The 22,797-nt window shown below is 69.1% G+C and carries 23 protein-coding genes; 3 read left to right on the forward strand and 20 right to left on the reverse strand.

Going from position 1 to position 22,797, the window contains the following annotated elements; genetic code table 11:
- Nucleotides 1–2 precede the first annotated feature (2 nt).
- The 14 genes from nuoK to BJ980_RS08980 all read right to left on the reverse strand — a co-directional run bounded on the left by nuoK (nt 3) and on the right by BJ980_RS08980 (nt 13,329).
- Nucleotides 3–302, reverse strand: coding sequence for an NADH-quinone oxidoreductase subunit NuoK (gene nuoK / locus BJ980_RS08915; protein ID WP_179501967.1), 300 nt, complete (start codon nt 300–302; stop codon nt 3–5).
- Nucleotides 302–1,201, reverse strand: a complete 900-nt coding sequence (locus BJ980_RS08920; RefSeq protein ID WP_179501968.1) for an NADH-quinone oxidoreductase subunit J — start codon at nt 1,199–1,201, stop codon at nt 302–304. Before BJ980_RS08920 ends, nuoK begins: the two co-directional genes overlap by 1 nt.
- Entirely contained in the window at nt 1,198–1,785 is a 588-nt protein-coding gene (nuoI, locus tag BJ980_RS08925; protein ID WP_179501969.1) for an NADH-quinone oxidoreductase subunit NuoI, read from the reverse strand. The genes BJ980_RS08920 and nuoI overlap by 4 nt, the downstream gene beginning before the upstream one ends.
- Nucleotides 1,785–3,110, reverse strand: a complete 1,326-nt coding sequence (nuoH, locus tag BJ980_RS08930) for an NADH-quinone oxidoreductase subunit NuoH (RefSeq protein ID WP_179501970.1) — start codon at nt 3,108–3,110, stop codon at nt 1,785–1,787. The genes nuoI and nuoH overlap by 1 nt, the downstream gene beginning before the upstream one ends.
- Nucleotides 3,107–5,542 (reverse strand): NADH-quinone oxidoreductase subunit G, encoded by a 2,436-nt coding sequence (locus BJ980_RS08935; protein WP_179501971.1) that lies wholly within the window; start codon nt 5,540–5,542, stop codon nt 3,107–3,109. Before BJ980_RS08935 ends, nuoH begins: the two co-directional genes overlap by 4 nt.
- On the reverse strand, nt 5,539–6,849 hold the full coding sequence (nuoF, locus tag BJ980_RS08940) for an NADH-quinone oxidoreductase subunit NuoF (RefSeq protein ID WP_179501972.1): 1,311 nt from the start codon (nt 6,847–6,849) through the stop codon (nt 5,539–5,541). Before nuoF ends, BJ980_RS08935 begins: the two co-directional genes overlap by 4 nt.
- A complete protein-coding gene (gene nuoE / locus BJ980_RS08945) occupies nt 6,846–7,616 on the reverse strand; it encodes an NADH-quinone oxidoreductase subunit NuoE (RefSeq protein WP_179501973.1) in 771 nt (256 codons plus the stop codon). The genes nuoF and nuoE overlap by 4 nt, the downstream gene beginning before the upstream one ends.
- Nucleotides 7,613–8,953 carry an NADH-quinone oxidoreductase subunit D gene (locus tag BJ980_RS08950; protein ID WP_179501974.1) on the reverse strand — a complete coding sequence of 447 codons (1,341 nt, stop codon included), beginning with the start codon at nt 8,951–8,953 and terminating at the stop codon, nt 7,613–7,615. The genes nuoE and BJ980_RS08950 overlap by 4 nt, the downstream gene beginning before the upstream one ends.
- Entirely contained in the window at nt 8,953–9,699 is a 747-nt protein-coding gene (locus BJ980_RS08955; RefSeq protein ID WP_425490359.1) for an NADH-quinone oxidoreductase subunit C, read from the reverse strand. Before BJ980_RS08955 ends, BJ980_RS08950 begins: the two co-directional genes overlap by 1 nt.
- Before the next feature lie 39 nt (nt 9,700–9,738).
- Complete coding sequence (locus BJ980_RS08960) at nt 9,739–10,293, reverse strand: NuoB/complex I 20 kDa subunit family protein (RefSeq protein WP_179501976.1); 555 nt, start codon at nt 10,291–10,293, stop codon at nt 9,739–9,741.
- A 3-nt stretch (nt 10,294–10,296) separates the two neighbouring features.
- Nucleotides 10,297–10,656 carry an NADH-quinone oxidoreductase subunit A gene (locus tag BJ980_RS08965; protein ID WP_179501977.1) on the reverse strand — a complete coding sequence of 120 codons (360 nt, stop codon included), beginning with the start codon at nt 10,654–10,656 and terminating at the stop codon, nt 10,297–10,299.
- A gap of 33 nt (nt 10,657–10,689) precedes the next feature.
- Complete coding sequence (locus BJ980_RS08970; RefSeq protein ID WP_179501978.1) at nt 10,690–11,994, reverse strand: geranylgeranyl reductase family protein; 1,305 nt, start codon at nt 11,992–11,994, stop codon at nt 10,690–10,692.
- 131 nt (nt 11,995–12,125) lie between these two features.
- Nucleotides 12,126–12,815 (reverse strand): demethylmenaquinone methyltransferase, encoded by a 690-nt coding sequence (locus tag BJ980_RS08975; protein ID WP_179501979.1) that lies wholly within the window; start codon nt 12,813–12,815, stop codon nt 12,126–12,128.
- Between the two features lie 82 nt (nt 12,816–12,897).
- A complete protein-coding gene (locus BJ980_RS08980; protein WP_179501980.1) occupies nt 12,898–13,329 on the reverse strand; it encodes a hypothetical protein in 432 nt (143 codons plus the stop codon).
- Nucleotides 13,330–13,507: 178 nt separating this feature from the next.
- On the opposite strand from BJ980_RS08980, the gene BJ980_RS08985 reads away from it, so the two are divergent.
- The gene (locus BJ980_RS08985; protein ID WP_179501981.1) at nt 13,508–14,638 is read left to right on the forward strand and encodes a L,D-transpeptidase family protein; all 1,131 of its coding nucleotides are present in this window, start codon (nt 13,508–13,510) and stop codon (nt 14,636–14,638) included.
- A gap of 74 nt (nt 14,639–14,712) precedes the next feature.
- Nucleotides 14,713–15,957, forward strand: coding sequence for an isochorismate synthase (locus BJ980_RS08990; protein WP_179501982.1), 1,245 nt, complete (start codon nt 14,713–14,715; stop codon nt 15,955–15,957).
- 95 nt (nt 15,958–16,052) lie between these two features.
- Here BJ980_RS08990 and BJ980_RS08995 read toward each other — a convergent pair whose 3' ends face one another.
- Entirely contained in the window at nt 16,053–16,964 is a 912-nt protein-coding gene (locus tag BJ980_RS08995) for an NAD(P)/FAD-dependent oxidoreductase (RefSeq protein ID WP_179501983.1), read from the reverse strand.
- A 71-nt stretch (nt 16,965–17,035) separates the two neighbouring features.
- Here BJ980_RS08995 and BJ980_RS09000 point away from each other — a divergent pair, with 71 nt between their 5' ends.
- Complete coding sequence (locus tag BJ980_RS09000) at nt 17,036–17,440, forward strand: MerR family transcriptional regulator (RefSeq protein ID WP_179501984.1); 405 nt, start codon at nt 17,036–17,038, stop codon at nt 17,438–17,440.
- Nucleotides 17,441–17,594: 154 nt separating this feature from the next.
- Here BJ980_RS09000 and BJ980_RS09005 read toward each other — a convergent pair whose 3' ends face one another.
- The 5 genes from BJ980_RS09005 to BJ980_RS09025 form a co-directional block, all read right to left on the reverse strand.
- Nucleotides 17,595–18,230, reverse strand: a complete 636-nt coding sequence (locus BJ980_RS09005; protein ID WP_179501985.1) for an MBL fold metallo-hydrolase — start codon at nt 18,228–18,230, stop codon at nt 17,595–17,597.
- 10 nt (nt 18,231–18,240) lie between these two features.
- Nucleotides 18,241–18,825: a DUF1707 domain-containing protein gene (locus BJ980_RS09010; protein WP_179501986.1), complete on the reverse strand. Its 585-nt coding sequence runs from the start codon at nt 18,823–18,825 to the stop codon at nt 18,241–18,243.
- Nucleotides 18,826–19,129: 304 nt separating this feature from the next.
- The gene (gene menD / locus BJ980_RS09015) at nt 19,130–20,767 is read right to left on the reverse strand and encodes a 2-succinyl-5-enolpyruvyl-6-hydroxy-3-cyclohexene-1-carboxylic-acid synthase (protein ID WP_179501987.1); all 1,638 of its coding nucleotides are present in this window, start codon (nt 20,765–20,767) and stop codon (nt 19,130–19,132) included.
- Nucleotides 20,764–21,726, reverse strand: coding sequence for an o-succinylbenzoate synthase (locus BJ980_RS09020; RefSeq protein ID WP_179501988.1), 963 nt, complete (start codon nt 21,724–21,726; stop codon nt 20,764–20,766). Before BJ980_RS09020 ends, menD begins: the two co-directional genes overlap by 4 nt.
- Entirely contained in the window at nt 21,723–22,781 is a 1,059-nt protein-coding gene (locus BJ980_RS09025; RefSeq protein ID WP_343047755.1) for an AMP-binding protein, read from the reverse strand. Before BJ980_RS09025 ends, BJ980_RS09020 begins: the two co-directional genes overlap by 4 nt.
- Nucleotides 22,782–22,797: the final 16 nt, after the last annotated feature.

Genomic DNA, 22,797 nt, shown 5'->3' on the forward strand with positions numbered 1-22,797 from the left:
CCTCAGTACTTCAACAGGCTCGCGTCGTCGACCGAGGCCGATCGCCGGGTCCGGAAGATGGTCATGATGATCGCCAGTCCGACCACGACCTCGGCGGCGGCCACGACCATCACGAAGAAGGCCGCCACCTGCCCGTCGAGGTTGCCGTGGGCCTTGGCGAAGGTGACCAGGGCAAGGTTCGAGGCGTTGAGCATCAGCTCCACGCACATGAAGACCACGATGGCGTTGCGCCGGACCAGCACACCGATGGCGCCGATCGTGAAGAGGATCGCCGAGAGCAGGATCCAGGGTTCGGTCTCCATCAGTCATCCTCCCCCGCGACAGGGCCCTGGGCCGGTGCCTGGCGGCCCGGTTGGGCCGTTCCCGACGTCGGAGTTCCGGGCGGCGGCGGCTGTTCCTCGGTCGAGGCCGCAGCCCCGGACCTGCCGGAGACCTCGGGTGCCCGTGCGACCTCGATGCCGAGCTGGCGCTGGACCTCGTCGATGGCCTCGGCCATCGCGGGCGCGGAGCGCACCGTGCCCCGCGCAGCGAGCACGCGGGAGATCGAGTCCTGTGCCGTGGTGCCGTCCGGGAGGAGCGCCGGGGTGTCCACGGAGTTGTGCCGGGCGAAGACCCCCGGGGCCGGGAGCGGGCCCGGGTGGCGTCCGGTCTCGGCGTACTCGCGCATCCGCCGGTCGGCGGCCTGTCCCTGGGTCTCCTTGGGCACCAAGCGCTCGCGGTGGGCGAGCACCATCGCGCCGATGGCTGCGGTGATCAGCAGCGCCGAGGTGGCCTCGAAGGCGAAGACATATTTGCTGAACAGCAGGTTGGCCAGGCCCTGGACGTTGCCTGCGGCGTTCGCCTCGGCCAGGCCACCCATCGCGCCGAAACTGACCTGGGAGATGCCGATGACCAGGGTCAGGCCGAAGAGCAGCCCGAAGATCGTGGCGAGCAGGCGCTGTCCGCGGATCGTCTCGACCACCGAGTCGGAGGCGTCGACGCCGACCAGCATCAGCACGAACAGGAAGAGCATCAGGATCGCGCCGGTGTAGACGATGATCTGCACCGCGAAGAGGAACGGTGCCTCGAGGACGGCGTAGAGCACGGCCAGCGAGATCATCACCACGGCCAGCAGCAGTGCGGCGTGCACGGCCTTGCGGACGAAGAGGATGCCGAGGGCGGCGATCACCATGATCGGCGCCAGGATCCAGAACGCGGTCACTGGCCGCCCTCCTGCTGCTCGGGCGCCTCGGCACGGGCCTTGAACTCGCCGCGGTAGTAGTCGCCGTCGGTCTCGCCGATCAGCATCTCGTGCGGCGGCTGGACCATGCCGGGGAGCAGCGGCGCGAGCAGGTCGGACTTCTCGTAGATGAGGTCCTTGCGGTTGTCGTCGGCCAGCTCGTACTCGTTGGTCATCGTCAGCGCGCGGGTCGGGCAGGCCTCGATGCACAGGCCGCACAGGATGCAGCGCAGGTAGTTGATCTGGTAGACGCGGCCATAGCGCTCGCCGGGCGAGAACCGGCCCGACTCCTCGCCCTCGAGGGGGCCGTCGACGTTGTCGGCGCCCTCGACATAGATCGCGTCGGCCGGGCAGGCCCAGGCGCACAGCTCGCAGCCGATGCACTTCTCCAGGCCGTCGGGCCAGCGGTTGAGCTGGTGCCGGCCGTGGAAGCGCGGGGCGGTGGGTTGCTTCTCGAAGGGGTACTGCTCAGTGACCACCTTCCTGAACATGGTGCGGAAGGTGACCCCGAACCCGGCGACCGGGTCCCACAGGGTCTCCTTGATGCCGCGTGACTCCTCAGCCATCAGATCTCCTCACGAAAAGTCAGTGGCTCCGCGCCGCCGCGCACCGCACCCTGTGCGGGCATCGGCGGAACGGGATAGGCGCCGGAGGGTACGTCGGTCCCGGCACGCTCGGCGGAGAGCTCGGCGTTGGCGTGGCCAGCGTCGGACCCAGCGGCCGTTTTCTTGCGCTCGGGCAGGAACGAGACCACCAGGAATACCGCCAGCACGATGCCGGTGATCACGATCAGCTGGTTGCGGTCCAGCCCACCCTCGTTGTCGATCACGCGCACGGTCGCGACCAGGACGATCCAGACCAGCGAGACCGGGATCAGGACCTTCCAGCCGAACGCCATGAACTGGTCGTAGCGCAGGCGGGGCAGGGAACCGCGCAGCCAGATGAACATGAAGATGAAGCCGAACATCTTGGCGAAAAACCACAGCAGCGGCCAGTAGCCCTCGTTCGAGCCCTCCCAGACCTGGGAGATCGGCCACGGCGCACGCCAGCCGCCGAGGAACAGGGTGGTGGCCAGCGCGGAGACGGTCGCCATGTTGATGTATTCGGCGAGGAAGAACAGCGCGAACTTCAGCGATGAATATTCGGTGTGGAAGCCGCCGACCAGCTCGCCCTCGGCCTCGGGGAGGTCGAACGGCGCGCGGTTGGTCTCGCCGACCATGGCGATCACATAGATCACGAAGGAGGGGACCAGCGCGAAGACGAACCAGCGGTCCTCCTGCGCGGCGACGATCTCGCTGGTGGACAGGGACCCGGCATAGAGGAAGACGGTGACCAGGGCCAGGCCCATCGCGACCTCGTAGGAGATCATCTGGGCGCTGGAGCGCAGTCCACCGAGCAGGGAGTACGTCGATCCGCTCGACCAGCCGCCGAGCACGATGCCGTAGATCCCGATCGAGGCGATCGCCATCACGAACAGCACCGCGACGGGCATGTCGGTGAGCTGCAGCGGGGTGCGCTCGCCGAACATGTTCACCTCGGGCCCGAACGGGATCACCGCGAAGGTGAGGAACGCGGGGATCGCGGCGATCACCGGCGCGATGATGTAGACGGCCTTGTCGGCCGCCTTCGGGATGATGTCCTCCTTCAGCGCCAGCTTCACGCCGTCGGCCAGTGACTGCAGCAGGCCGAAGGGACCGTTCACGTTGGGGCCGATGCGGTGCTGCATCCGCGCCACGACCCGGCGCTCCCACCAGATGTTGAACAGGGTGAGCAGGACCAGGACGACGAAGATCAGGACTGCCTTGACCAGGACCAGCCACCAGGGGTCCTGTCCGAACGCCGACAGGCTGTCGGTGGGCTCGGCCGCCAGGGTGGTGAGTGCGGAGATCATGCCTGCTCCTCCTCTGCCGGCAGCTCGTCAGCCTTGGCTGCGCGCACGGTGACCGCCGAGCCCGGCGAGGCCAGGTCGGCGAGCACACCGTTGCCGTGGTTGTTGGCCGGCATCCACACGGTGTCCTCGGGCAGGTCCGCCGAGGCCGTCACCGGGAGCGTCACCTGGCCGCGGTCACCGGTGAGGGTGACGTGGGTGGCGCCCTTGAGCACGTCGAAGGTCGCCTGCGGCACGCTGATCACGGGTCGCCGGGCGGTCTGGGCGAGCGCGGACTCTCCGTCCTGGAGGCTGCCGTTGTCCAGCATCTGCTTCCAGGTCGCGAGCCAGAACTTGTTGCGCGCCAGGCGGCGTTCCTTGATCTTGGGGGGTGCGGCGGCGGGTGCCCGCTCGCCGTCCCACGGACCCATCTCCTCCATCTGCTGACGGGCCTCGGGCACGGTCCGGAAGCCCAGCGAGACGCCGGACTCCTCGGCGATGCCGGCCAGGATCCGCAGGTCGGGAAGTGAGCCGGGGTTGGCCAGGACGGCCTCGAAGGACCGCGGGCGGCCCTCCCAGGTCACGAACGTGCCGGCCTTGTCGCTGACCGGGGCGACGGGGAAGACCACGTCGGCGTGCCGGGTCACCTCGGTCTCGCGCAGCTCGAGGCTGACCACGAAGCCGGCTCTCTCGATCGCCTGGCGCACGGCGACCGGATCGGCGAAGTCGTCGGGGTCGATGCCGCCCAGCACCAGGCCGGACAGCTCGCCGGCCGCCGCCGCGGCGATGATCGCGTTGCCGTCGCGCCCGGGTGTCTCCGGGAGGCTCTCGACACCCCAGGCGGTGGCGGCGTCGACTCGGGCCGCGGCATCGGCGACCGGGCGGCCACCGGGCAGCAGGTTGGGCAGGCAGCCGGTCTCCACCGCACCGCGGTCGCCGGCACGACGCGGCACCCAGGCGAGTCGGGCGCCGGTGGTCCGGGCCAGGTCCTGGGCTGCGCTGAGGGCGCCGGGCACAGTGGCCAGGCGCTCACCGACGAGGATCACGGCGCCGCCGTCGAGGGCGGCCTCGCCGTCCTCGGCGAGAGCGGCCAGGGCCTTGGCCTCGTCGCCTGCGCTGGTCGCGACCAGGTGAGCGTTGAGCTTGCCCAAACCCCGGGAGGCGAACGGTGCGACGGCCACGACGCGGGTCCCGGCGGCGACTGCCTTGCGCAGGCGCAGGAAGATCGTCCCGGCCTCGTCCTCGGGTTCGAGGCCGGCCAGTACGACGACCGAGGCGCGCTCAAGGTCGGCGTACGTCACCGGCATCCGCAGCACGACCTCGCTGGCCAGGAAGTTCGCCTCCTCGGCGGAGTGCGGCCGGGCGCGGAAGTCGATGTCGTTGGTGCCCAGCACCGTGCGGGCGAACTTCGCATAGCCGTAGGCGTCCTCGGCGATCAGGCGACCACCGGGGATCACGCCGACACCGAGGGCGTCGCGAGCGGCCGCGAGACCGCGCGCGGCGACGGTGAATGCCTCGGGCCAGGATGCGGCACGGAGCTCGCCGCTCTCCTCGTCACGGACCAGCGGGTGGGTGAGCCGGTCGGCCTGTCGCGCATAGTGGAAGGCGAAGCGGTCCTTGTCGGTGATCCACTCCTCATTGACCTCGGGGTCGTTGCCTGCGAGTCGGCGCATCACCTTGCCGCGGCGGTGGTCGACGCGGATCGCGGCACCGCAGGAGTCGTGCTCCGCGATGGCAGGCGTGGAGACCAGGTCGAAGGGGCGTGACCGGAAGCGGTAGTCGGCACTGGTGAGCGCGCCGACCGGGCAGATCTGGATGGTGTTGCCCGAGAAGTAGGACAGGAACGGGGCGTCGGGGGCGATCCCGATCTGCTGCTGCGCCCCGCGCTCGATCAGGGAGATGAACGGGTCACCGGCGATCTCATCAGCGAAACGGGTGCAGCGCTGGCAGACGATGCAGCGCTCGCGGTCGAGCAGGATCTGCGCCGAGATGTTGATCGGCTTGGGGAACGTCCGCTTCACGCCACCGGTGGCGGAGAAACGGGACTCAGCACGCCCGTTGGACATCGCCTGGTTCTGCAGGGGGCACTCGCCGCCCTTGTCGCAGACCGGGCAGTCGAGCGGGTGGTTGATCAGCAGGAACTCCATCATCCCCTGTTGCGCCTTGTCGGCGACCGGGGAGGAGACCTGCGTGTTGACCACCATGCCGTCGGCGACGGCCAGGGTGCAGGAGGCCTGCGGCTTGGGCATCGCGCGGCCGTTGCCGGCGTCGGGGACCTCGACCATGCACTGCCGGCAGGCGCCGACCGGAGCCAGCAGCGGGTGGTCGCAGAACCGCGGGATCTGGGTGCCGATCTGCTCGGCGGCTCGGATCACCAGGGTGTCCTTGGGGACGCTGACCTGGATGCCGTCGATCGTGACGGTGACGAGGTCGGTCTTCTCCGGCGTCGCGGTCATGAGGTCACCTCTTGCTCAGCCCACGCGGTGCTTCGCGCGGGGTCGAAGGGGCAGCCACCGTGGGTGAGGTGGGCCAGGTATTCCTCGCGGAAGTATTGGATCGAGGAGGTGATCGGGCTCGTCGCCCCGTCGCCGAGTGCGCAGAAGGCGCGGCCGAGGATGTTGTCGCACTGGTCGAGGAGCAGCTCCAGGTCGTCCTCGGAGCCGTGGCCGTTCTCCAGGCGGGTGAGCGCCTGGACCAGCCACCACGTGCCCTCGCGGCACGGGGTGCACTTGCCACAGGACTCGTGCTTGTAGAACTCCGTCCAGCGCAGCACGGCGCGCACCACGCAGGTGGTCTGGTCGAAGATCTGCAGCGCGCGGGTGCCGAGCATCGAGCCGGCGGCACCGACTGCCTCGTAGTCGAGCGGCATGTCGAGGTGCTCCGCGGTGAGCAGCGGGGTGCTGGACCCACCGGGGGTCCAGAACTTCAGCTCACTGCCCTCGCGCATCCCGCCACCGAGGTCGAGCAGCTGGCGCAGGGTGATGCCGAGCGGGGCTTCGTACTGTCCCGGCTTCTTGACGTGCCCGGAGAGCGAATAGATCACGAAGCCCTTGGACTTCTCGGTGCCGAGGCTGGAGAACCAGTCGGCTCCGCGGTCGATGATCGAGGGCACGGAGGCGATCGACTCGACGTTGTTGATCACGGTGGGGCTGGCATAGAGGCCGGCCACGGCCGGGAACGGCGGGCGCAACCGCGGCTGGCCGCGACGTCCCTCGAGCGAGTCGAGGAGCGCGGTCTCCTCGCCGCAGATGTAGGCACCGGCGCCGGCGTGGATGACCAGGTCGAGGTCATAGCCGGAGCCGTGGATGTCCTTGCCGAGGTGCCCGGCCAGGTAGGCCTCCTGCACGGCGCGCTGGAGGCGTCGTACGACGTGGATCACCTCGCCCCGGACATAGATGAACGCGTGGTTCGCCCGGATCGCGTAGGAGGAGATGATCACTCCCTCGATCAGCGTGTGCGGGCTGGCCATCATTAGCGGGATGTCCTTGCAGGTGCCCGGCTCCGACTCGTCAGCGTTGACGACCAGGTATTTCGGCTTCGGGTTGTCCTGCGGGATGAAGGACCACTTCATCCCGGTCGGGAAGCCCGCGCCGCCACGACCGCGCAGCCCGGAGTCCTTGACCTGCTCGATGATCGAGTCCTGGCTCTGTGCCAGCGCCTTGTCGAGCGCGCGGTAGCCGCCCTGCTCCTGGTAGGAGTCAAGGGTCCAGCTGCGTTCGGCGTCCCAGTTGTCGGTGAGGACCGGGGTCAGCATGTCGGTCATTCCTTGCCCTCTTCCGCCTTTGTCTCCGACTCCGCGCGCGAGGTGTCGGCCTGCTCGGCAGCACCGACCTTCGTGTCGGCGACCTGGTCGCCCTTGTTCGCCTCGTCATCGGTGGACTGCGCGGACCAGCCGTTCTCGCGGGCGATGCCCAGGCCCGCCAACGACGCCGGGCCAGCGCCCGGGCCCTCGTCGGCCAGGTCGTCGGGGAAGCCGGCGAGCACGCGCTCACCCTCGCGCCAGGTGCGCAGCCTCGGGCCGCGGGTGGAGTGCACCTCCGTGCCGGCTCGCAGGTCGTCGACCAGCTGCGTCGCGGACTCCGGCGTCTGGTTGTCCATGAACTCCCAGTTGACCATCACCACCGGCGCATAGTCACAGGCCGCGTTGCACTCGACGTGCTCGAGGGAGACCGTCGCGGCATCGCCGTCGCGCTTCTCGGCGGTCTCGTCGTTGCCGACGTCGAGGTGGTCCTTGAGCCGTTCCAGGATCAGGTCCCCGCCCATCACCGCGCAGAGCGTGTTGGTGCAGACCCCGACGTGGTAGTCGCCGACCGGGCGACGCTTGTACATCGTGTAGAACGTCGCGACGCCGGACACCTCGGCGGGGCTGATCCCGAGGATCTCCGAGCACGCCTGGATGCCCTCGGGAGTGACCTTGCCCTGGGCGCTCTGCACCAGGTGCAGCATCGGCAGCAGGCCGGAGCGGGCCTGCGGATAACGGGCCGCGATCTGCTTGAGCTCGTCGTACGTCGTGGTGCTCAGCTCGTTCATCGGTCCACGCCTCCCATCACCGGGTCGATGCTGGCGATCGCGACGATGACGTCGGCGACCATGCCGCCCTCGCTCATCACGCTGGTGGCCTGCAGGTTGGTGAACGACGGGTCCCGGAAGTGCGCGCGGAACGGGCGCGTTCCGCCGTCGGAGACCACGTGCGCACCGAGCTCGCCGCGTGGCGACTCGACCGGGACGTAGGCCTGGCCCGGCGGCACCCGGAACCCCTCGGTGACCAGCTTGAAGTGGTGGATCAGCGCCTCCATCGACTCGCCCATGATGTGGCGGATGTGGTCGAGGCTGTTGCCCATGCCGTCGCTGCCGATCGCGAGCTGGCTGGGCCAGGCGATCTTCTTGTCGGCGATCATCACCGGCGCACCCTCGAGTCCGGCAAGGCGCTCGGCGGCCTGCTCGACGATCTTGAGGGACTCGTGCATCTCGTTGAGCCGGATCCGGAAGCGACCGTAGGAGTCGCTGGTGTCCCAGGTCTGGACCTCGAAGTCATAGTCCTCGTAGCCGCTGTAGGGCTCGGACTTGCGCAGGTCCCAGGCGTAGCCGGTCGAGCGCAGCACCGGTCCGGTGATGCCGAGCGCCATGCAGCCCTCGAGGTTGAGGTGACCGACACCCTCGAGACGCCGGCGGAAGATCGGGTTCGCGTTGCACAGGGCGGCGTACTCCGGCAGGCGCTTCTTCATCAGGGCGACGAAGTCGCGGATCTCGTCCAGTGCGCCGGGCGGGAGGTCCTGGGCGACGCCGCCGGGGCGGATGAACGCGTGGTTCATCCGCAGGCCGGTGATCAGCTCGAACAGGTCGAGCACGAGCTCACGCTCGCGGAAGCCGATCGTCATCACGGTCAGTGCGCCGATCTCCATGCCGCCGGTGGCGATCGCGACCAGGTGCGAGGAGATGCGGTTGAGCTCGGAGAGCAGGACCCGCATGACCTGGGCCTTCTCGGGGATCTGGTCCTCGACGTCCAGAAGTCGCTCCACGCCCAGGCAGTAGGTCAGCTCGTTGGCGAACGGCGCGAGGTAGTCCATCCGGGTGCAGAAGGTGACGCCCTGCACCCAGGAGCGGTACTCCATGTTCTTCTCGATGCCGGTGTGGAGATAGCCGATGCCGCAGCGGGCCTCGGTCACCGTCTCGCCCTCGAGCTCGAGGATCAGCCGGAGTACGCCGTGGGTCGAGGGGTGCTGTGGCCCCATGTTGACCACGACGCGCTCGTCGGCGTGCTCGGCGACACCGTCGACGACGGAGTCCCAGTCCTGACCGGTGACGGTGAAGACCCGGCCCTGGCTGGTCTCCGCGGTGCCGGCGTACATGTCTTGTTCGGTCGACATCAGTTGTAGGACCTCCGCTGGTCCGGCGGCGGGATGGTTCCGCCCTTGTATTCCACGGGAATCCCGCCGAGCGGGTAGTCCTTGCGCTGTGGGTGGCCCGGCCAGTCGTCGGGCATCTGGATCCGGGTCAGCGCCGGGTGTCCGTCGAAGATGATCCCGAAGAAGTCCCACGTCTCGCGCTCGTGCCAGTCGAGCGTGGGATAGGTCGCGATCAGGCTGGGGATGTGGGGATCGGCGTCGGGGGCGGTGACCTCGAGGCGGATCCGGCGGTTCCAGGTCATCGACAGCAGGTGGTAGACCGCGTGCAGCTCACGGCCGTGGTCATCGGGATAGTGCACACCGCTGACGCCGGAGGCGAACTCGAAGCGCAGGCTCGGGTCGTCGCGCAGCTTCTTCGCGGCCTCGACGAGGTTCTCGCGCGAGATGTGGAAGGTGATCTCGTTGCGGTGGATGACCACCCGGTCGACGAGTCCACCCAGGCCGTCGGCGACGGTGTCGAACCAGCCGCCATAGGGGCGCTGGGCGGCACCGGGGAAGACCACCGGCTTGACCAGTCCGCCATAGCCGGACGTGTCGCCGCTGCCCTTGACGCCGAACATGCCGGTGCGGGCGCCGACCGACTCCACCGCACCGGGGGGTGTGGGCAGGTTCTCCGGGGACTGCCTCAGTGCGGGCTGATCCGGCTTCTTCTCATCACTCATCTGAAACCCTCCCGCGACGAACGCTGCGGTGCCTCGCTCCGGCAGGACTCGTTCCTCGTCCTACCTCCACTACGACTCCTCGGTTCATCGCAGCTGCCCCCTCATCTGGCTCGTGGGCAGAGCATTGAGCGCTTCGGTCTCCAGGTCGATGATCTGCGCGGCGCGGTTGGCACCGAGCTTGGTGTTCTGGACCTGGTCGTGGAGCTTGAGGATCGCGTCGATGAGCATCTCGGGGCGCGGCGGGCAGCCGGGGAGATACATATCGACGGGCACGACGTGGTCGACGCCCTGGACGATCGCGTAGTTGTTGAACATGCCGCCCGAGCTGGCGCAGACGCCCATCGCGAGGACCCACTTGGGCTCGGCCATCTGGTCATAGATCTGGCGCAGCACCGGGGCCATCTTCTGGCTCACCCGTCCGGCCACGATCATCAGGTCGGCCTGGCGCGGGCTGGCTCGGAAGACCTCCATGCCGAAACGGGCGAGGTCATACTTCGGTCCGCCCGAGGTCATCATCTCGATCGCGCAGCAGGCCAGACCGAAGGTGGCCGGCCAGAACGACGCCTTGCGCATGTAGCCCGCGACGCCTTCGACCGTGGTCAGCAGGACGCCGCTCGGAAGCTTCTCTTCAATGCCCATGTGTCAGTCCCATTCCAGGCCGCCGCGTCGCCACACATACATGTAGGCGACGAAGACCGTTGCGATGAAGATGACCATCTCGACCAACCCGAACAGCGCCATCGCATCGAAGTGCACGGCCCAGGGGTAGAGGAAGATGATCTCGATGTCGAAGACGATGAAGAGCATCGCGGTGATGTAGTACTTCACCGGGAATCGCCCACCGCCCTCCGGTTGCGGGGTCGGCTCGATGCCGCATTCATAGGAGTCGAGCTTGGCTCGGTTGTAGCGGGCCGGGCCGGTCAGCATGCTCACCGCGATCGAGAAGATCGCGAAGCCGGCTGCGAGCGCTCCGAGGAAGAGCACCGGCGTGTAGAGCTCCATCAGTCCATCGCCTCCACCATCGTTCGATCGAGATCACGCATTGGGCGCCACCTTGCTCAGCGCGTTGATGACCCGGTCGTTGAAGTCACCGTCTCGGGGGTCCGTCAGGTTCGCCATCAGCTTGAGCACGAAGCGCATCAGGCCGGCGCGCGGCAGGCCATATTTGGTGGCCTGCTTCATGAACGTCGGGTTGCCGACCATCTGGGCGAAGATGCGACCGAGGGTGAAGTAGCCGCCGTACGCCGCATCCATCGCCGCCGGATAGCTCTCCAGCACCCGTTCGCGGGCCGGGCCGGGCAGACGACCCAGGGCTTGTACGACGATCTCCGCGGCCGTCTTGCCGGCCTCGAGGGCATAGTCGATGCCCTCGCCGTTGAAGGGGTTGACCATGCCGCCGGAGTCCCCGACCAGCAGCATGCCGCGCGTGTAGTGCGGCTTGCGGTTGAAGCCCATCGGCAGTGCGGCCGAGCGGATCGGGGCCGTCAGGTTCTCGTCGCGGAAGCCGAGCTCTTCGGGCGTCTGGGCCAGCCAGCGCCGCATCGACTCCTTGTAGTCCATGTTCTGGAAGGCGGGGCTGGAGTTGAGGATGCCGAGACCGACGTTGGCGGTGCCGTCGCCGAGCGGGAAGATCCAGCCATAGCCGGGGAGCTTGTTGGACTCGCCGGGCTTGCCGTCCCAGAGCTCGAGCCACGACTCCATGAAGTCGTCGTCGTGCATCGGCGTCTCGTAGTAGGCGCGGCAGGCGACCGCCATCGGTCGGTCCTCGCGGCGTTCCAGGCCCAGGGCCATCGCCATCCGCGCAGAAACCCCGTCGCACGCGATCACGACGGGGGCGCGGAACTCGATCTCGTCGCCGGCCTTGCGGCCGCGGTCGTCGACCGGCTTGGCGGTCACACCGACCACGCGGCCGGCACGGTCCAGGATCGGCCCGGTGACCGACGTACGCTCCATCAGCCGTGCGCCGGCCTTCTGCGCGTGCCGGGCGAGCAGCTCGTCCAGGTCCATCCGGGCGCGCGCCATGCCGTAGGGCGGGTAGGTCGTGAGGTCGGGCCAGGGCAGCTCGATGCGGTGCCCGGCGCCGATGATGCGCAGGCCCTTGTTCTTCTGCCAGCCGGGCTCGTCAAGATCGAAGCCCATCGCGAGCAGCTGCTTGACCGCGCGCGGGGTGAGGCCGTCGCCGCAGACCTTGTCGCGCGGGAACGCCGTCTTCTCCAGGAGGAGTACGTCGACCCCGGCGCTGGCCAGGTGATAGGCGGTCGCGGCGCCGGCCGGACCTGCGCCCACGACGATCACCTGTGCGACCCGCTCCGCCCCCGGAACCAGTGCTGCGGCGGTCATCGGCATCCTCACTTCGGCTACGGAACTAGGGGCTGACACCCACGCATGTGTCCTTGTGAACTACTTCACATGGTGGCGTGCGCCACAGTCTAGGACTCCCGGGGAGCCAATGTGAACCGGGGTCGAAAAGCTCAGGCCGTGGCGCGGTGGAGCGCGACGATCCCGCCGGTGAGGTTGCGGACCTCGCAGTTCTTCCACCCGGCCTGATGGATCAGCCGGGCCAGCCCCTGCTGGTCGGGCCAGGCCCGGATCGACTCGGCCAGATAGACGTAGGCGTCGGGCGAGGAGGAGACGGCGCGGGCGATCGAGGGCAGCGCCTTCATCAGATAGTTCATGTAGACCGCGCGGAACGGGCCGTTGGTCGGGTGGCTGAACTCGCAGACCACCAGGCGCCCACCGGGCTTGGTCACTCGCTGCATCTCCGCGAGCCCGGCGACCGTGTCGACGATGTTCCGCAGGCCGAACGAGATGGTCGTCGCGTCGAAGGTGTCGTCGGCGAACGGCAGCCGGGTGCCGTCCCCGGCGGTGAACGGCAGGCGCGGCTTGGCCTGCTTGCCGACCTTCAGCATGCCGATCGAGAAGTCCGTGGGTACGACGGTGGCGCCGGCGTCGGCGAAGGGCTGCGAGGAGGTGCCGGTCCCGGCCGCGAGGTCGAGGATCATCTCGCCCGGCTGCGGGTCGACCGCGCGGATCACGTCCTTGCGCCACCGACGGTCCTGCCCCATGGACAAGACATCGTTGGTGATGTCATAGCGCCGCGCGACCGCGTCGAACATGCGGCGTACGTCGTTGGGGTCCTTGTCCAGCTCGGCTCGAGTCACGGAGCAAACCCTAGCCGCGACCCGGCGTGAGCCGATCGATGGTCACACCAGCGGCTCGAATGGTTGCGGCAAGCGAGCCGGATCACCTGGCTGCCGGTATGCGCTTCCTGTCCAACTGCTGCAGCAGAACGGCGAGGCCGACGACCGTACTTGAGAGTCCGATCCTCCAGTCCCAAAAGACCCCCTCCGTGTCGGGCAGGATGATCGCGCTCGCGAGCAGAATCCCTCCGGCGATCAGGAGCATCGCGCCGACGGACGGAAGGAATCCCCGAGCGGCGCCAGGCGCATCGGCGCCGAAGGCAATTGCCCGTTGAGGGAAATGCACCTTCGGCAGGAGCTCCAGGGCAAACAGCGTCGCCAAGGCCACTCCGAAGCACCCAATCGACAGGTCGGGGTTCTCGAAGATGGCAGCGATTCCGGTCGCCAACAGCATGATCCCGGCGATGACGATGCCGATCGAAGCCACTGTCGGCCGGCTCGTCATGTTCGGCGGCGCGGCAGACGGACGACGCACCGGGCTTCCTTCCCCCAAGCACGTCACCGAGCCGCGCTGCCAACAAGTCGACCCACCGTAAGCCCGAACCAGCCGCGGCGGCCGGGACATGACAAAATCAAGAGTTCTGGTGCAACCGAAATGCACCCTCGAGCGTCCATCATTGTGACGGGAACATCTCGGAGCCTGGAGGCCCAACATGCGTGCGGTGCGAATCATCCTGATGACGGTGCTGACCGTCGCGCTGATGTCGGCGACAGCCTTCGGCGCCGGCGTTGCGGTGAAGCACTTCGACAAGGACGACACCAACGTCGCGGCCGACGCCTCGCCGCAGCCGCAGGCCATCGAGGGTGATGACGCCGTTGTCGAGCCGGTCGAGGACCCCAGCACGGAGCCTGCCGAAGAGCCCGAAGAGACCGAGGCCCCCGAGCCGCAGGCCGTGCTCGAGCCCGGCGACAAGGGCGAGAAGGTCCGCGAGCTGCAGCACCGGCTCTTCCAGACCGCGTGGTTCGCCGAGACCACCACCGGTGTCTATGACACCGCCACCAAGGCAGCCGTCAAGGGCTTCCAGGAGAAGCGTGGCTACCCCGCCACCGGGATCGTCGACGACAAGACGTGGCGCAAGCTGGTCAAGATGACCAAGACACCCACGCACGACCAGAAGCACAACGTCCTCAAGCCCGGCCCCAGGATCCTCGGCTCCGGCGACTCGGGTGACAAGGTCCGTGACGTGCAGGCCCGACTCAAGCAGATCCAGTGGTTCTTCGGCGATGTGACCGGCACCTATGGCACCGCGACTGTCGAGGCGGTCAAGGGCTTCCAGGAGAAGCGGAAGATCCCGGTCACCGGTGAGCTCGACCAGCGCTCGATGGACCGGCTCAACGCGATGACGCGCACCCCCACCCACAACGAGCTGCACAACGTCGTACCCAAGACCGGCAAGAACACCAAGGCGCCGCTCGATGCCCGCTGCAAGACCGGGCGCGCACTCTGCATCGACAAGACCAGCCAGTCCTTGCGCTGGGTGATCAACGGCCAGGTGCAGACCACCTTCGAGGTGCGCTTCGGCAGCGCCGAGCTGCCCACCCGCGAGGGCACCTTCTCGGTGCAGCGGAAGTCCCGCGACCACGTGTCGTCGATCTATCACACGTCGATGCCGTTCGCGATGTTCTTCTCCGGTGGTCAGGCAGTGCACTACTCCCCCGACTTCGCGGCCAACGGCTACAACGGCGCCTCCCACGGATGCGTGAACGTCCGCGACCGCGCCGGAGTCGAAGCCCTGTTCAACCAGGTCAACGTGGGCGACAAGGTCATCGTCTACCGCTCCTGAGCCCGCATCGGACGGCCCGGCGGTGGTCAGCCGGAACACACGAGCTGACCATCGCGGGCGTAGGCTGACCCCTCGTGACGACTGAGAAGACCACCGGCGAGCACCTCGTCGTGCGTACGACACCGCTCGCCCCCGACGCCGTCGACTCGCTCCTCTCCGTCGTGCCCGCCGACAACCCGGTCAGCTGGATCCGCAACGGCGAGGGAATCGTCGGTTGGGGAGTCGCCGCCGCGGTTCGCACCTCCGGCAGCACCCGCTTCTCCGACGCCGCCAAGTGGTGGACCGAGATCGTGGCCCGCAGCGAGGTCACCAACGAGGTCAACGAACCCGGCACCGGCCCGGTCGCCTTCGGCAGCTTCGCCTTCGCCGACGACCCCGGCGACTCGGTCCTGGTGCTGCCCCGCATCATCGTCGGGCGCCGCGGCAACCTTGCCTGGATCACCACCGTCGACAGTGAGATCCCTGACCTGGCTCCCACCGACGCACCGCGTGCGCCGGTGGTCACCTTCGGCGACGGCGCCCGCAACGGCGACGAGTGGATGAGCGTCGTGGCCGATGCCGTCACCCGGATCAACCGGGGTGACCTGGAGAAGGTCGTCCTCGCCCGCGACCTGATCGCCACCTCCGACGAGGACGTGGACGCGCGTTGGCCGCTGCGGCAACTGTCCACCACCTACCCCACCTGCTGGACCTTCCACGTCGATGGTCTGGTCGGCGCCACCCCGGAGATGCTGGTGCGTCGCGAGCGTGGCCTGGTCACCTCGCGGGTGCTGGCCGGCACCATCCGGCGCACCGGTGACGACGAGCGGGACCTCGCCCTGGCCGCCACCCTGGCCAGGTCGTCGAAGGACCTCGAGGAGCACGAGTACGCCGTACGCTCGGTCGCGGAGGCCCTCGAGCCGCACTGCTCCTCGATGAACGTGCCCGAGGCGCCGTTCGTGCTGCACCTGCCCAACGTGATGCACCTGGCCACCGACGTCGCCGGCGTGGTCCACGACGCCGCGAGTGTCTCCTCGCTCGACCTCGCCGCTGCCCTGCACCCCTCGGCGGCCGTCGGTGGTACGCCGACCGAGACGGCCACCGAGCTGATCACCGCGATCGAGGGCATGGACCGGGGTCGCTATGCCGGGCCCGTCGGCTGGCTCGACGCTGCCGGTGACGGCGAGTGGGGCATCGCGCTCCGCTCGGCCCACATCAGTGGCCCCACGGTCCGGCTGTTCGCCGGCTGCGGAATCGTCGGCAGCTCCGACCCCGAGGCCGAGCTCGCCGAGTCGCAGGCCAAGTTCATCCCGGTGCGCGACGCGTTGACCGCTTCCTGACGGGGCCCTGCACACAGTCACCTGCTCGGCCCTGGTGCGCCGTTGGCGCCGTCTGGCACCCTGCCGGCGGGGTGCACAGCAACCAGAACGGCGCGTTACTTCTGGGGTGGGGCGGCGAGGAGCTGCTGGACGCTGGCGACTGCGGCCAGCTGACCGGCAGCGGCCGCGTTGAGCACCGAGGCCATCGGCATCGGGAACGCGGGGCGGTGGGCCAGGTCTCCGGCTGCGAAGACGCCGTCGAGCGACGTACGCCCGAAGTCGTCGATCGCGATGCACCCGCTGTCCAGCAGGTCCAGGCCGAGCTGATCGGCAAACGGTGCGGACTGGACGAACCTGCCCGTGCCGACGAACAGCCCCGCCACGTTCACCGTGCGGTCCGCCAAAGCGATGGCCACCTCGTCCGCCTCCGGGGCATGGGAGACGCCGACCACCGGCTCGGGGCGCAGCACCGCGCCCAGTCGATCCAACATCGCAAGCTGCTCGGCGTCGAGCTCCGCGCCCTGGCTGAAGACGGTGACCGAGCTGCCGATTGGCGCCAGCAGTCCGACGAGGTGCAGCGCCGCAGGTCCGGCCAGGATCCCGATCGGGCGACCGCTCAGCTCGTGGCCGTGACAGAACGGGCAGGCATAGGCGTGCGTGCCCCACAGGTCCTCGAGCCCGGGCACCGCCGGCATCTCATCGCGTACGCCGGTGGCCAGGATGACCAGTCGACTCTCAAGGACCTCCTCACCCAGCGCGACCCGGAAGGTGTCCCCCACCTTCTCGACGGCGCCGACAGCCGCGTCGCGGATCTCGACCGTGGGATAGGCGGCGAGCTCGGCGCGGGCCTCGGAGCGGAACTTCTCCGGAGGGGTGCCGTCGTGGGTGAGGAAGTTGTGCATGTGCGCGACCCGGCCATTGCGATAGGCGCCCGAGTCGAGGAGCAGTGCGTGCTTGTGCATCCGGCCGAGGGTCAGTGCGGCCTGCAGGCCGGCGGGTCCTCCGCCGACGATGATGACGTCATACATCCTGGGTCCTTCCCGGTGGCCTCGACCACCAGCTGTTGACTGTGCGACCCAGCCTGTGACTTCATGTCAACATGAAGTCAAGTGCTCCTGCCCAGTGGACCGTCGGACAGGTCGCGGAGCGGTTCGACCTGCCCACGAATGTGCTGCGGCACTGGGAGAGCGTCGGGCTGATCACGCCCGAACGGGATTCGGCGGACCGACGCCGATATGGCCCCGACGACGTCGTACGGATCGCAGTCATCCAGCGCAGTAAGGCCGCCGGGATGAGCCTCGAGCAGATCGCGACGCTGCTCGACTCGGAGTCGCCCGGTCGGCACAAGGTGCTCGAGGAACACATCGCCGAGATCGACCGCACGATCGAGGAGATGCGGCTGTCCCGGGCGATGACCGAGCACGCCCTGCGTTGCCAGGCCCACGACATTGCCCAGTGCCCGCGGTTCCGCAGTCATCTCGACGACCTGCTGGCCGGCTTCTGATCGCCGAGTCGGCAGTTGTTGACGCCGGGTTGGCGTCAACAACTGCCGGGTCGGCGCGGTGGGGCGTCAACAACTGCCGGCTCGGCGGAGCGGGGTGTCAACAACTGCCGGGTCGGCGGAGCGGGGTGTCAACAACTGCCGGGTCGGCGAGGTGTCAGAGGTCGGACCCGTCGGGGATGCGCACGTAGTCCGCACCCGTGCCGTCGAGGAAGTGCTTCATCTGGTTCGCCAACATCCCGTGCGCGGCCTCGGTGTAGACCCGGTCGTGGATCGCCAGGTTCCGCGGCGCCGCCACCGCCCGTACGAAGTCGATCACCTCGGAGGCCTTGAGCCACGGCGCGCTCGACGGCGCGAGCAGGACGTCGACGTCCTCGCCGGGCACAGTGAGCGCGTCGCCGGGGTGGTAGACCTTCGCGGAGCCGGCGGTGATCACGAAGCCTGAGTTGTCGAGGCGTTGGAGCTCGGGGTGGATCACGGCGTGCAGCTCGCCGACCACGCGCACCGGCAACCCCGCATCAAAGCTCTCTCCCGGCGCAATGACGGTGACCCGCTCGGAGAGATCCGGGGCAGAACTCGCGATCTGCCTGGCCAACGCGTCGATGGTGTAGATCGGCGCATCCGTGGCGCGCAGCCGGTCGGGATCGTAGTGGTCGGGGTGCTCGTGGGTGATCAGCACGGCGCCCGCGCCATCCACCGCCTCGGGGTCGGTGAACATCCCCGGATCGAGCACGATGACGTGTCCTTCGTGCTCCACCCGCACGCAGGCATGACCGAACTTGGTGATCCGCATGCGTTCGAGTCTAGGGAGTCAGCACCGAACTGTGGGACGGCGATGGCTCCGAGCCGGGCGACCGCCCGTCGCCATCGTCGACGGCACTCAGCGCGAACACCGAGAGGAGCGCAATGGCGAGCGGAACCAGGATGGCCACGGCCATCACCCCGATGAAGACGATGACCGCGATCCTGAGCGGACTCGCCGGGCTCTTCCGCAGGGGCGGACGGCCGGGTCGACCGAATCGGGCACCGGGATGCATCTGTTGCCGGGTCGGCAGTCCAGGCCTGTAGTCCGGGGGCGGGACCGTTCGGCCGGGACCCGGCGGCCGGCCCTCCCGTGGCATCCCAGCCGACGACTCCGGTGGGGTCACGGGTGGGGGACCAGCCGGACGTCCGGCGGGAGGCTGGAACCGCGGCGGCGCGGGCGGGGGAACATCACGCAGGTCTCGGGTGTGGATGTCGAGCTCGCCGATGGTGCGCGCGGCCTTGATCTGCTGGATCCGGTGGTCCGCATCGATGCCGCTGATCCGTCCGGCGCGTGCGGCGTCGCGTACCGCCTTCAGACCGTCGTCGCGATCATCTCCGCTGGCCCGCTCGTGGGGTTCCTTCACGGGGGTGAGCCTATCGCCGCTGCCCGCGGACACCGGCAGGAATAGAGAACGCCCCAACCGGGTCTCGGGTCCCGGTTGAGGCGTCACTGACTACTTTAGCCGTCAATCTCTTCAACGGAAGTGGAACGTGAAGAAATAGCCAGGTTTTCAGTGTGATCTGCTGCACACTCGCCGTTCACCTTGAATCCGCCCGCGATCCGACCCCACCAACCACCCGCCGAGCCGTCGTGAATTCGCATTCCAACGCCCTCAGAGTGTGAATTCACGACGGGTCAGGGGGCAGGGCGCGGGTCAGAGTGTGAATTCACGACGGGTCAGCGCGCAGGGGGTTGGCGGTGAGGGCGCGGATCCGCTCATCGAGGGCCCGCCTGTTGTCGCGGCGTACCCGCACCTCGACCACCTCCACCCCTCCGTTCGGGGAGGCCAGCGCCTGCTCGAGCTCGGGCAGCGACTCGACGCGCCAGTGCGGGGTCCGGGTCGCCGCGCAGAGGCTGGCGATGTCGACGTCGTGCGGCGTACCGAAGAGGGTGTCGAAGCTGGTCGCATACCGCTCCGCGCCCTGCTCGAGCATCGTGAAGATCGACCCGCCGTCGTCATTGACCACCACGATCGTCAGGTCCGGTAGTTCCTCGCGCGGCCCGGCGATCAGCGCGTTGGCGTCGTGCAGGAACGTCACGTCCCCCATCAGCGCGAGATTCCTCGACCCCTGCGGTCGGGCCAGAGCCGCGCCGATCGCGGTGGAGATCGTGCCGTCGATCCCGGCCAGCCCCCGGTTCGCGATCACCTTGCGGTGCTGCCCCACCGGGCCGGGGCGCGACATCAGGTCGAGGTCGCGGATCGGGCTGGAGGCCCCGACGACGAGCAGACCCCAGGCAGGTACGCCGCGACTCACCGCGGCCGCGACCTCGTGCGGGGTGAGCTCGGGCTCGGCCGCCACCGTCGCGTCGAGCCGGCGCGAGACGTCCGCGTCGGCGTCGCGCCACTGCTGCACCCACGACTCGTCGCGCTCACCGGTGAAGCGCAACGCCTCCACCTCGAGGTCGACCGGGAAGGGACGCCTGGCCCAGACCCCCCGGGCGGCGATCGAGACGACCTCGACGTCGGAGCGTTCCAGAAGTGCGGTCACCGGCCGGGACAGCGTCGGATGTCCGGCCACCACGACGCGCTCGATCCGGGCGCCGAGCTCACCGGTGAGCAGCAGTCGATAGGTGCCGATCGCGTGGTCGCCGTTGCGGCTGCCACTGCTCGGCTCGGCCAGCAGTGGCCATCCTGCGGCCTCGGCGAGGGTGCGGGCGCGCGGACCGGCGTCGTCGCCGGCGACCACGACGGTGCGTGGACCCGCCGCGATCGGGTGCGCCTGCGGGGCGGGCGTCGCTGCGGCTGGTTCGACGGTCGGCTCGAAGCGGCGTTCCCACGGCAGGTCCGGGACCAGCGGTGGGGTGAACTGGATGTTGAGGTGGAGCGGCCGTCCGCGACTGAGGGAGGCCAGGGCTTCCTGCGCCGCGTCGAAGTCGTCCTCGGTGGCGATGTCGAAGAAGTCGGCCGCCTCACCGAAGATCCGCACCTGGTCGGTGGTCTGGCTTGCTCCGGTCCCCCGCACCGAGGCTGGCCGGTCCGCGGTGACGATGACCAACGACACCCCTGCGTGTGCTGCCTCGAGGACTGCGGGGTGGAGGTTGGCAACCGCGCTCCCCGACGTACACATCACCGCCGCCGGCGGGCCGACCTTCGCCATCCCGAGGGCCAGGAATCCGGCGGTCCGCTCGTCGATGCGGGTGTGCAACCGGAGCCGGTCGGCCTGGGTCGCATCCCAGCAGGCGAAGGCCAGCGGGGCGCTGCGTGAGCCCGGGGCCAGGACGACCTCGCGGACCCCGGCGCCGATCAGGGCGTCGAGGACTCGGCGGGCCAGCCGGGTCGAGGGGTTCGCCGGGGGTGGGTTCATGGACGTGGATCCTGCCGTACGCCGTGCCGCCAGGCATCCACGTCGGCGCGGCGCGCCAGCCAGTGGGCGATCCGGTCCGGGGTGGCCTGCACCCGGTCGAACGCCTCGGCGAGCACCACCGGACGCCCGACGGGAAGCATCCCGTCGACGGGCAGCAGCGGCTGTGCGACCACGTCGTCGGTGAGCATCTGCACGGTGGCCAGGCCGCAGGCGTGCGGCAGCTCGGGAAGGGCAGCCGCCAGGGCCAGACCGGTGGCGATGCCGACCGAGGTCTCGATCGCGCTGGAGACCACGACCGGGAGACCGATGTCCTCGGCGATCCGAAGACAGGCCCGCACGCCGCCGAGCGGCTGCACCTTGAGCACCGCGATGTCCGCGGCCTCGAGGTCCCTGACCCGATAGGGGTCCGCGGCGCGGCGGATGGACTCGTCCGCCGCGATCGGCACGTCGACCGCCCTGCGGACCAGGGCCAGGTCCTCGACCGAGGCGGTCGGCTGCTCGACGTACTCCAGCCCTCCTGCGGCGCGCTCCAGCACCCTGATCGCCGCCACGGCCTCCTCGACCGACCAGCCGCCGTTGGCGTCAATGCGGATCAGTCCTCCGGGCCCGATCGCGTCACGGACCGCCTCGAGCCTGGCGATGTCGTCGTCGATCGTCTGGCCGGTCTCGGCCACCTTGACCTTCGCGGTCCGACAGCCCCCATGGGTGACGATCTCGTGCGCCCGCTCGGGCGTCGTCGCCGGAACCGTCACGTTGACCGGGACCTGGTCGCGGAGCGGCTCCGGCATGGCCTCGTTGGCGGACTCCTCGGCGCAGCGCAGCCACGGCTCGGCGACCTCGGGACCATATTCGAGGAAGGGACTCCACTCGGCCCACCCGGCGTCGCCACGGATCAGCACGCCCTCACGGTGGGTGATGCCGCGAAAGCGGGTGCGCAGCGGGATCGACCAGACCTTCATGACAGCGCCTCGGTGGCCATGGTCCTGAGCCGGGACCGATCGGGCTTTCCGTTGTCCAGCAGGGGAATCTCACCGATCCGCAGCAGCTGCCGCGGCGCCCACGCCCTCGGGTGCTCGGTCGAGACCCAGTCCCGCACCTGGTCCAGGGTGAGGTCGGAGTCGGTGACCACGAAGGCGACCAGGCGCTGGCCCCACTCCTCATCGGGCACCCCGATCACCTCCGCATGCTCGATCGCCAGGTGCTGGCGAAGACGCCCGGCCACACTCGGCCCGGGGATGTTGGTGCCGCCGCTGATCACCACGTCGTCGATGCGGCCGGCGACCCTGAGAACACCGCCCTCGAGGCTGCCGAGGTCGGCGGTGACGAACCAGCCGTCGCGCAGCACCTGCGCGGTGAGCTCGGGGTCGCCCTCATATCCGTCGAACAGCGTCGGGCCGCCGATCAGGATCCGGCCCTCGTCATCGATCTCCAGCCGTACGCCGTCCAGTGGCCGGCCGTCATAGACACAGCCGCCGGAGGTCTCGCTGGCGCCGTAGGTGGCGACCAGTCTGATGCCCTGCCCCTCCGCCGACCCCCGCAGTGCGGGATCGATCGGTCCGCCCCCGAGGAGCACCGCGTCGAGCTCGGCCAGCGCCGCGGTGTCGCTCTCGGACTCGAGCATCCGGTGCAGCTGGGTCGGCACGAGTGAGGCATAGCGTCGCGGTCCCGTCATCGCCGCAACCGCATCGGCGAGACCGGCGTGCTCTGCGACCACGACCGGACGACTTCCACCCACCAGGGAGCGGATGACCACCTGCAACCCCGCGACGTACGACGCCGGCAGCGCGAGGAGCCACTGGCCTTCACCACCGAGCCGTTCGTGGGTCGCGCGCGCCGAAGCCAGCATCGCGGCCCGCGAGAGCAGCACCCGCTTGGGCTGACCGGTCGACCCGGAGGTCTCGACGATCAGTGGTTCGGGTTCCGGCTCGGCCTCCAGCCACGCGCGCACCGCCTCGATGACCTCGGCGGGGCTGCCGTGGACCGGACGCAACTGGCTCGCTGGCTCGAAACTCACATGACGAACGCTAGGC

It is taken from the genome of Nocardioides daedukensis (genome assembly GCF_013408415.1).
GTDB lineage: Bacteria > Actinomycetota > Actinomycetes > Propionibacteriales > Nocardioidaceae > Nocardioides > Nocardioides daedukensis.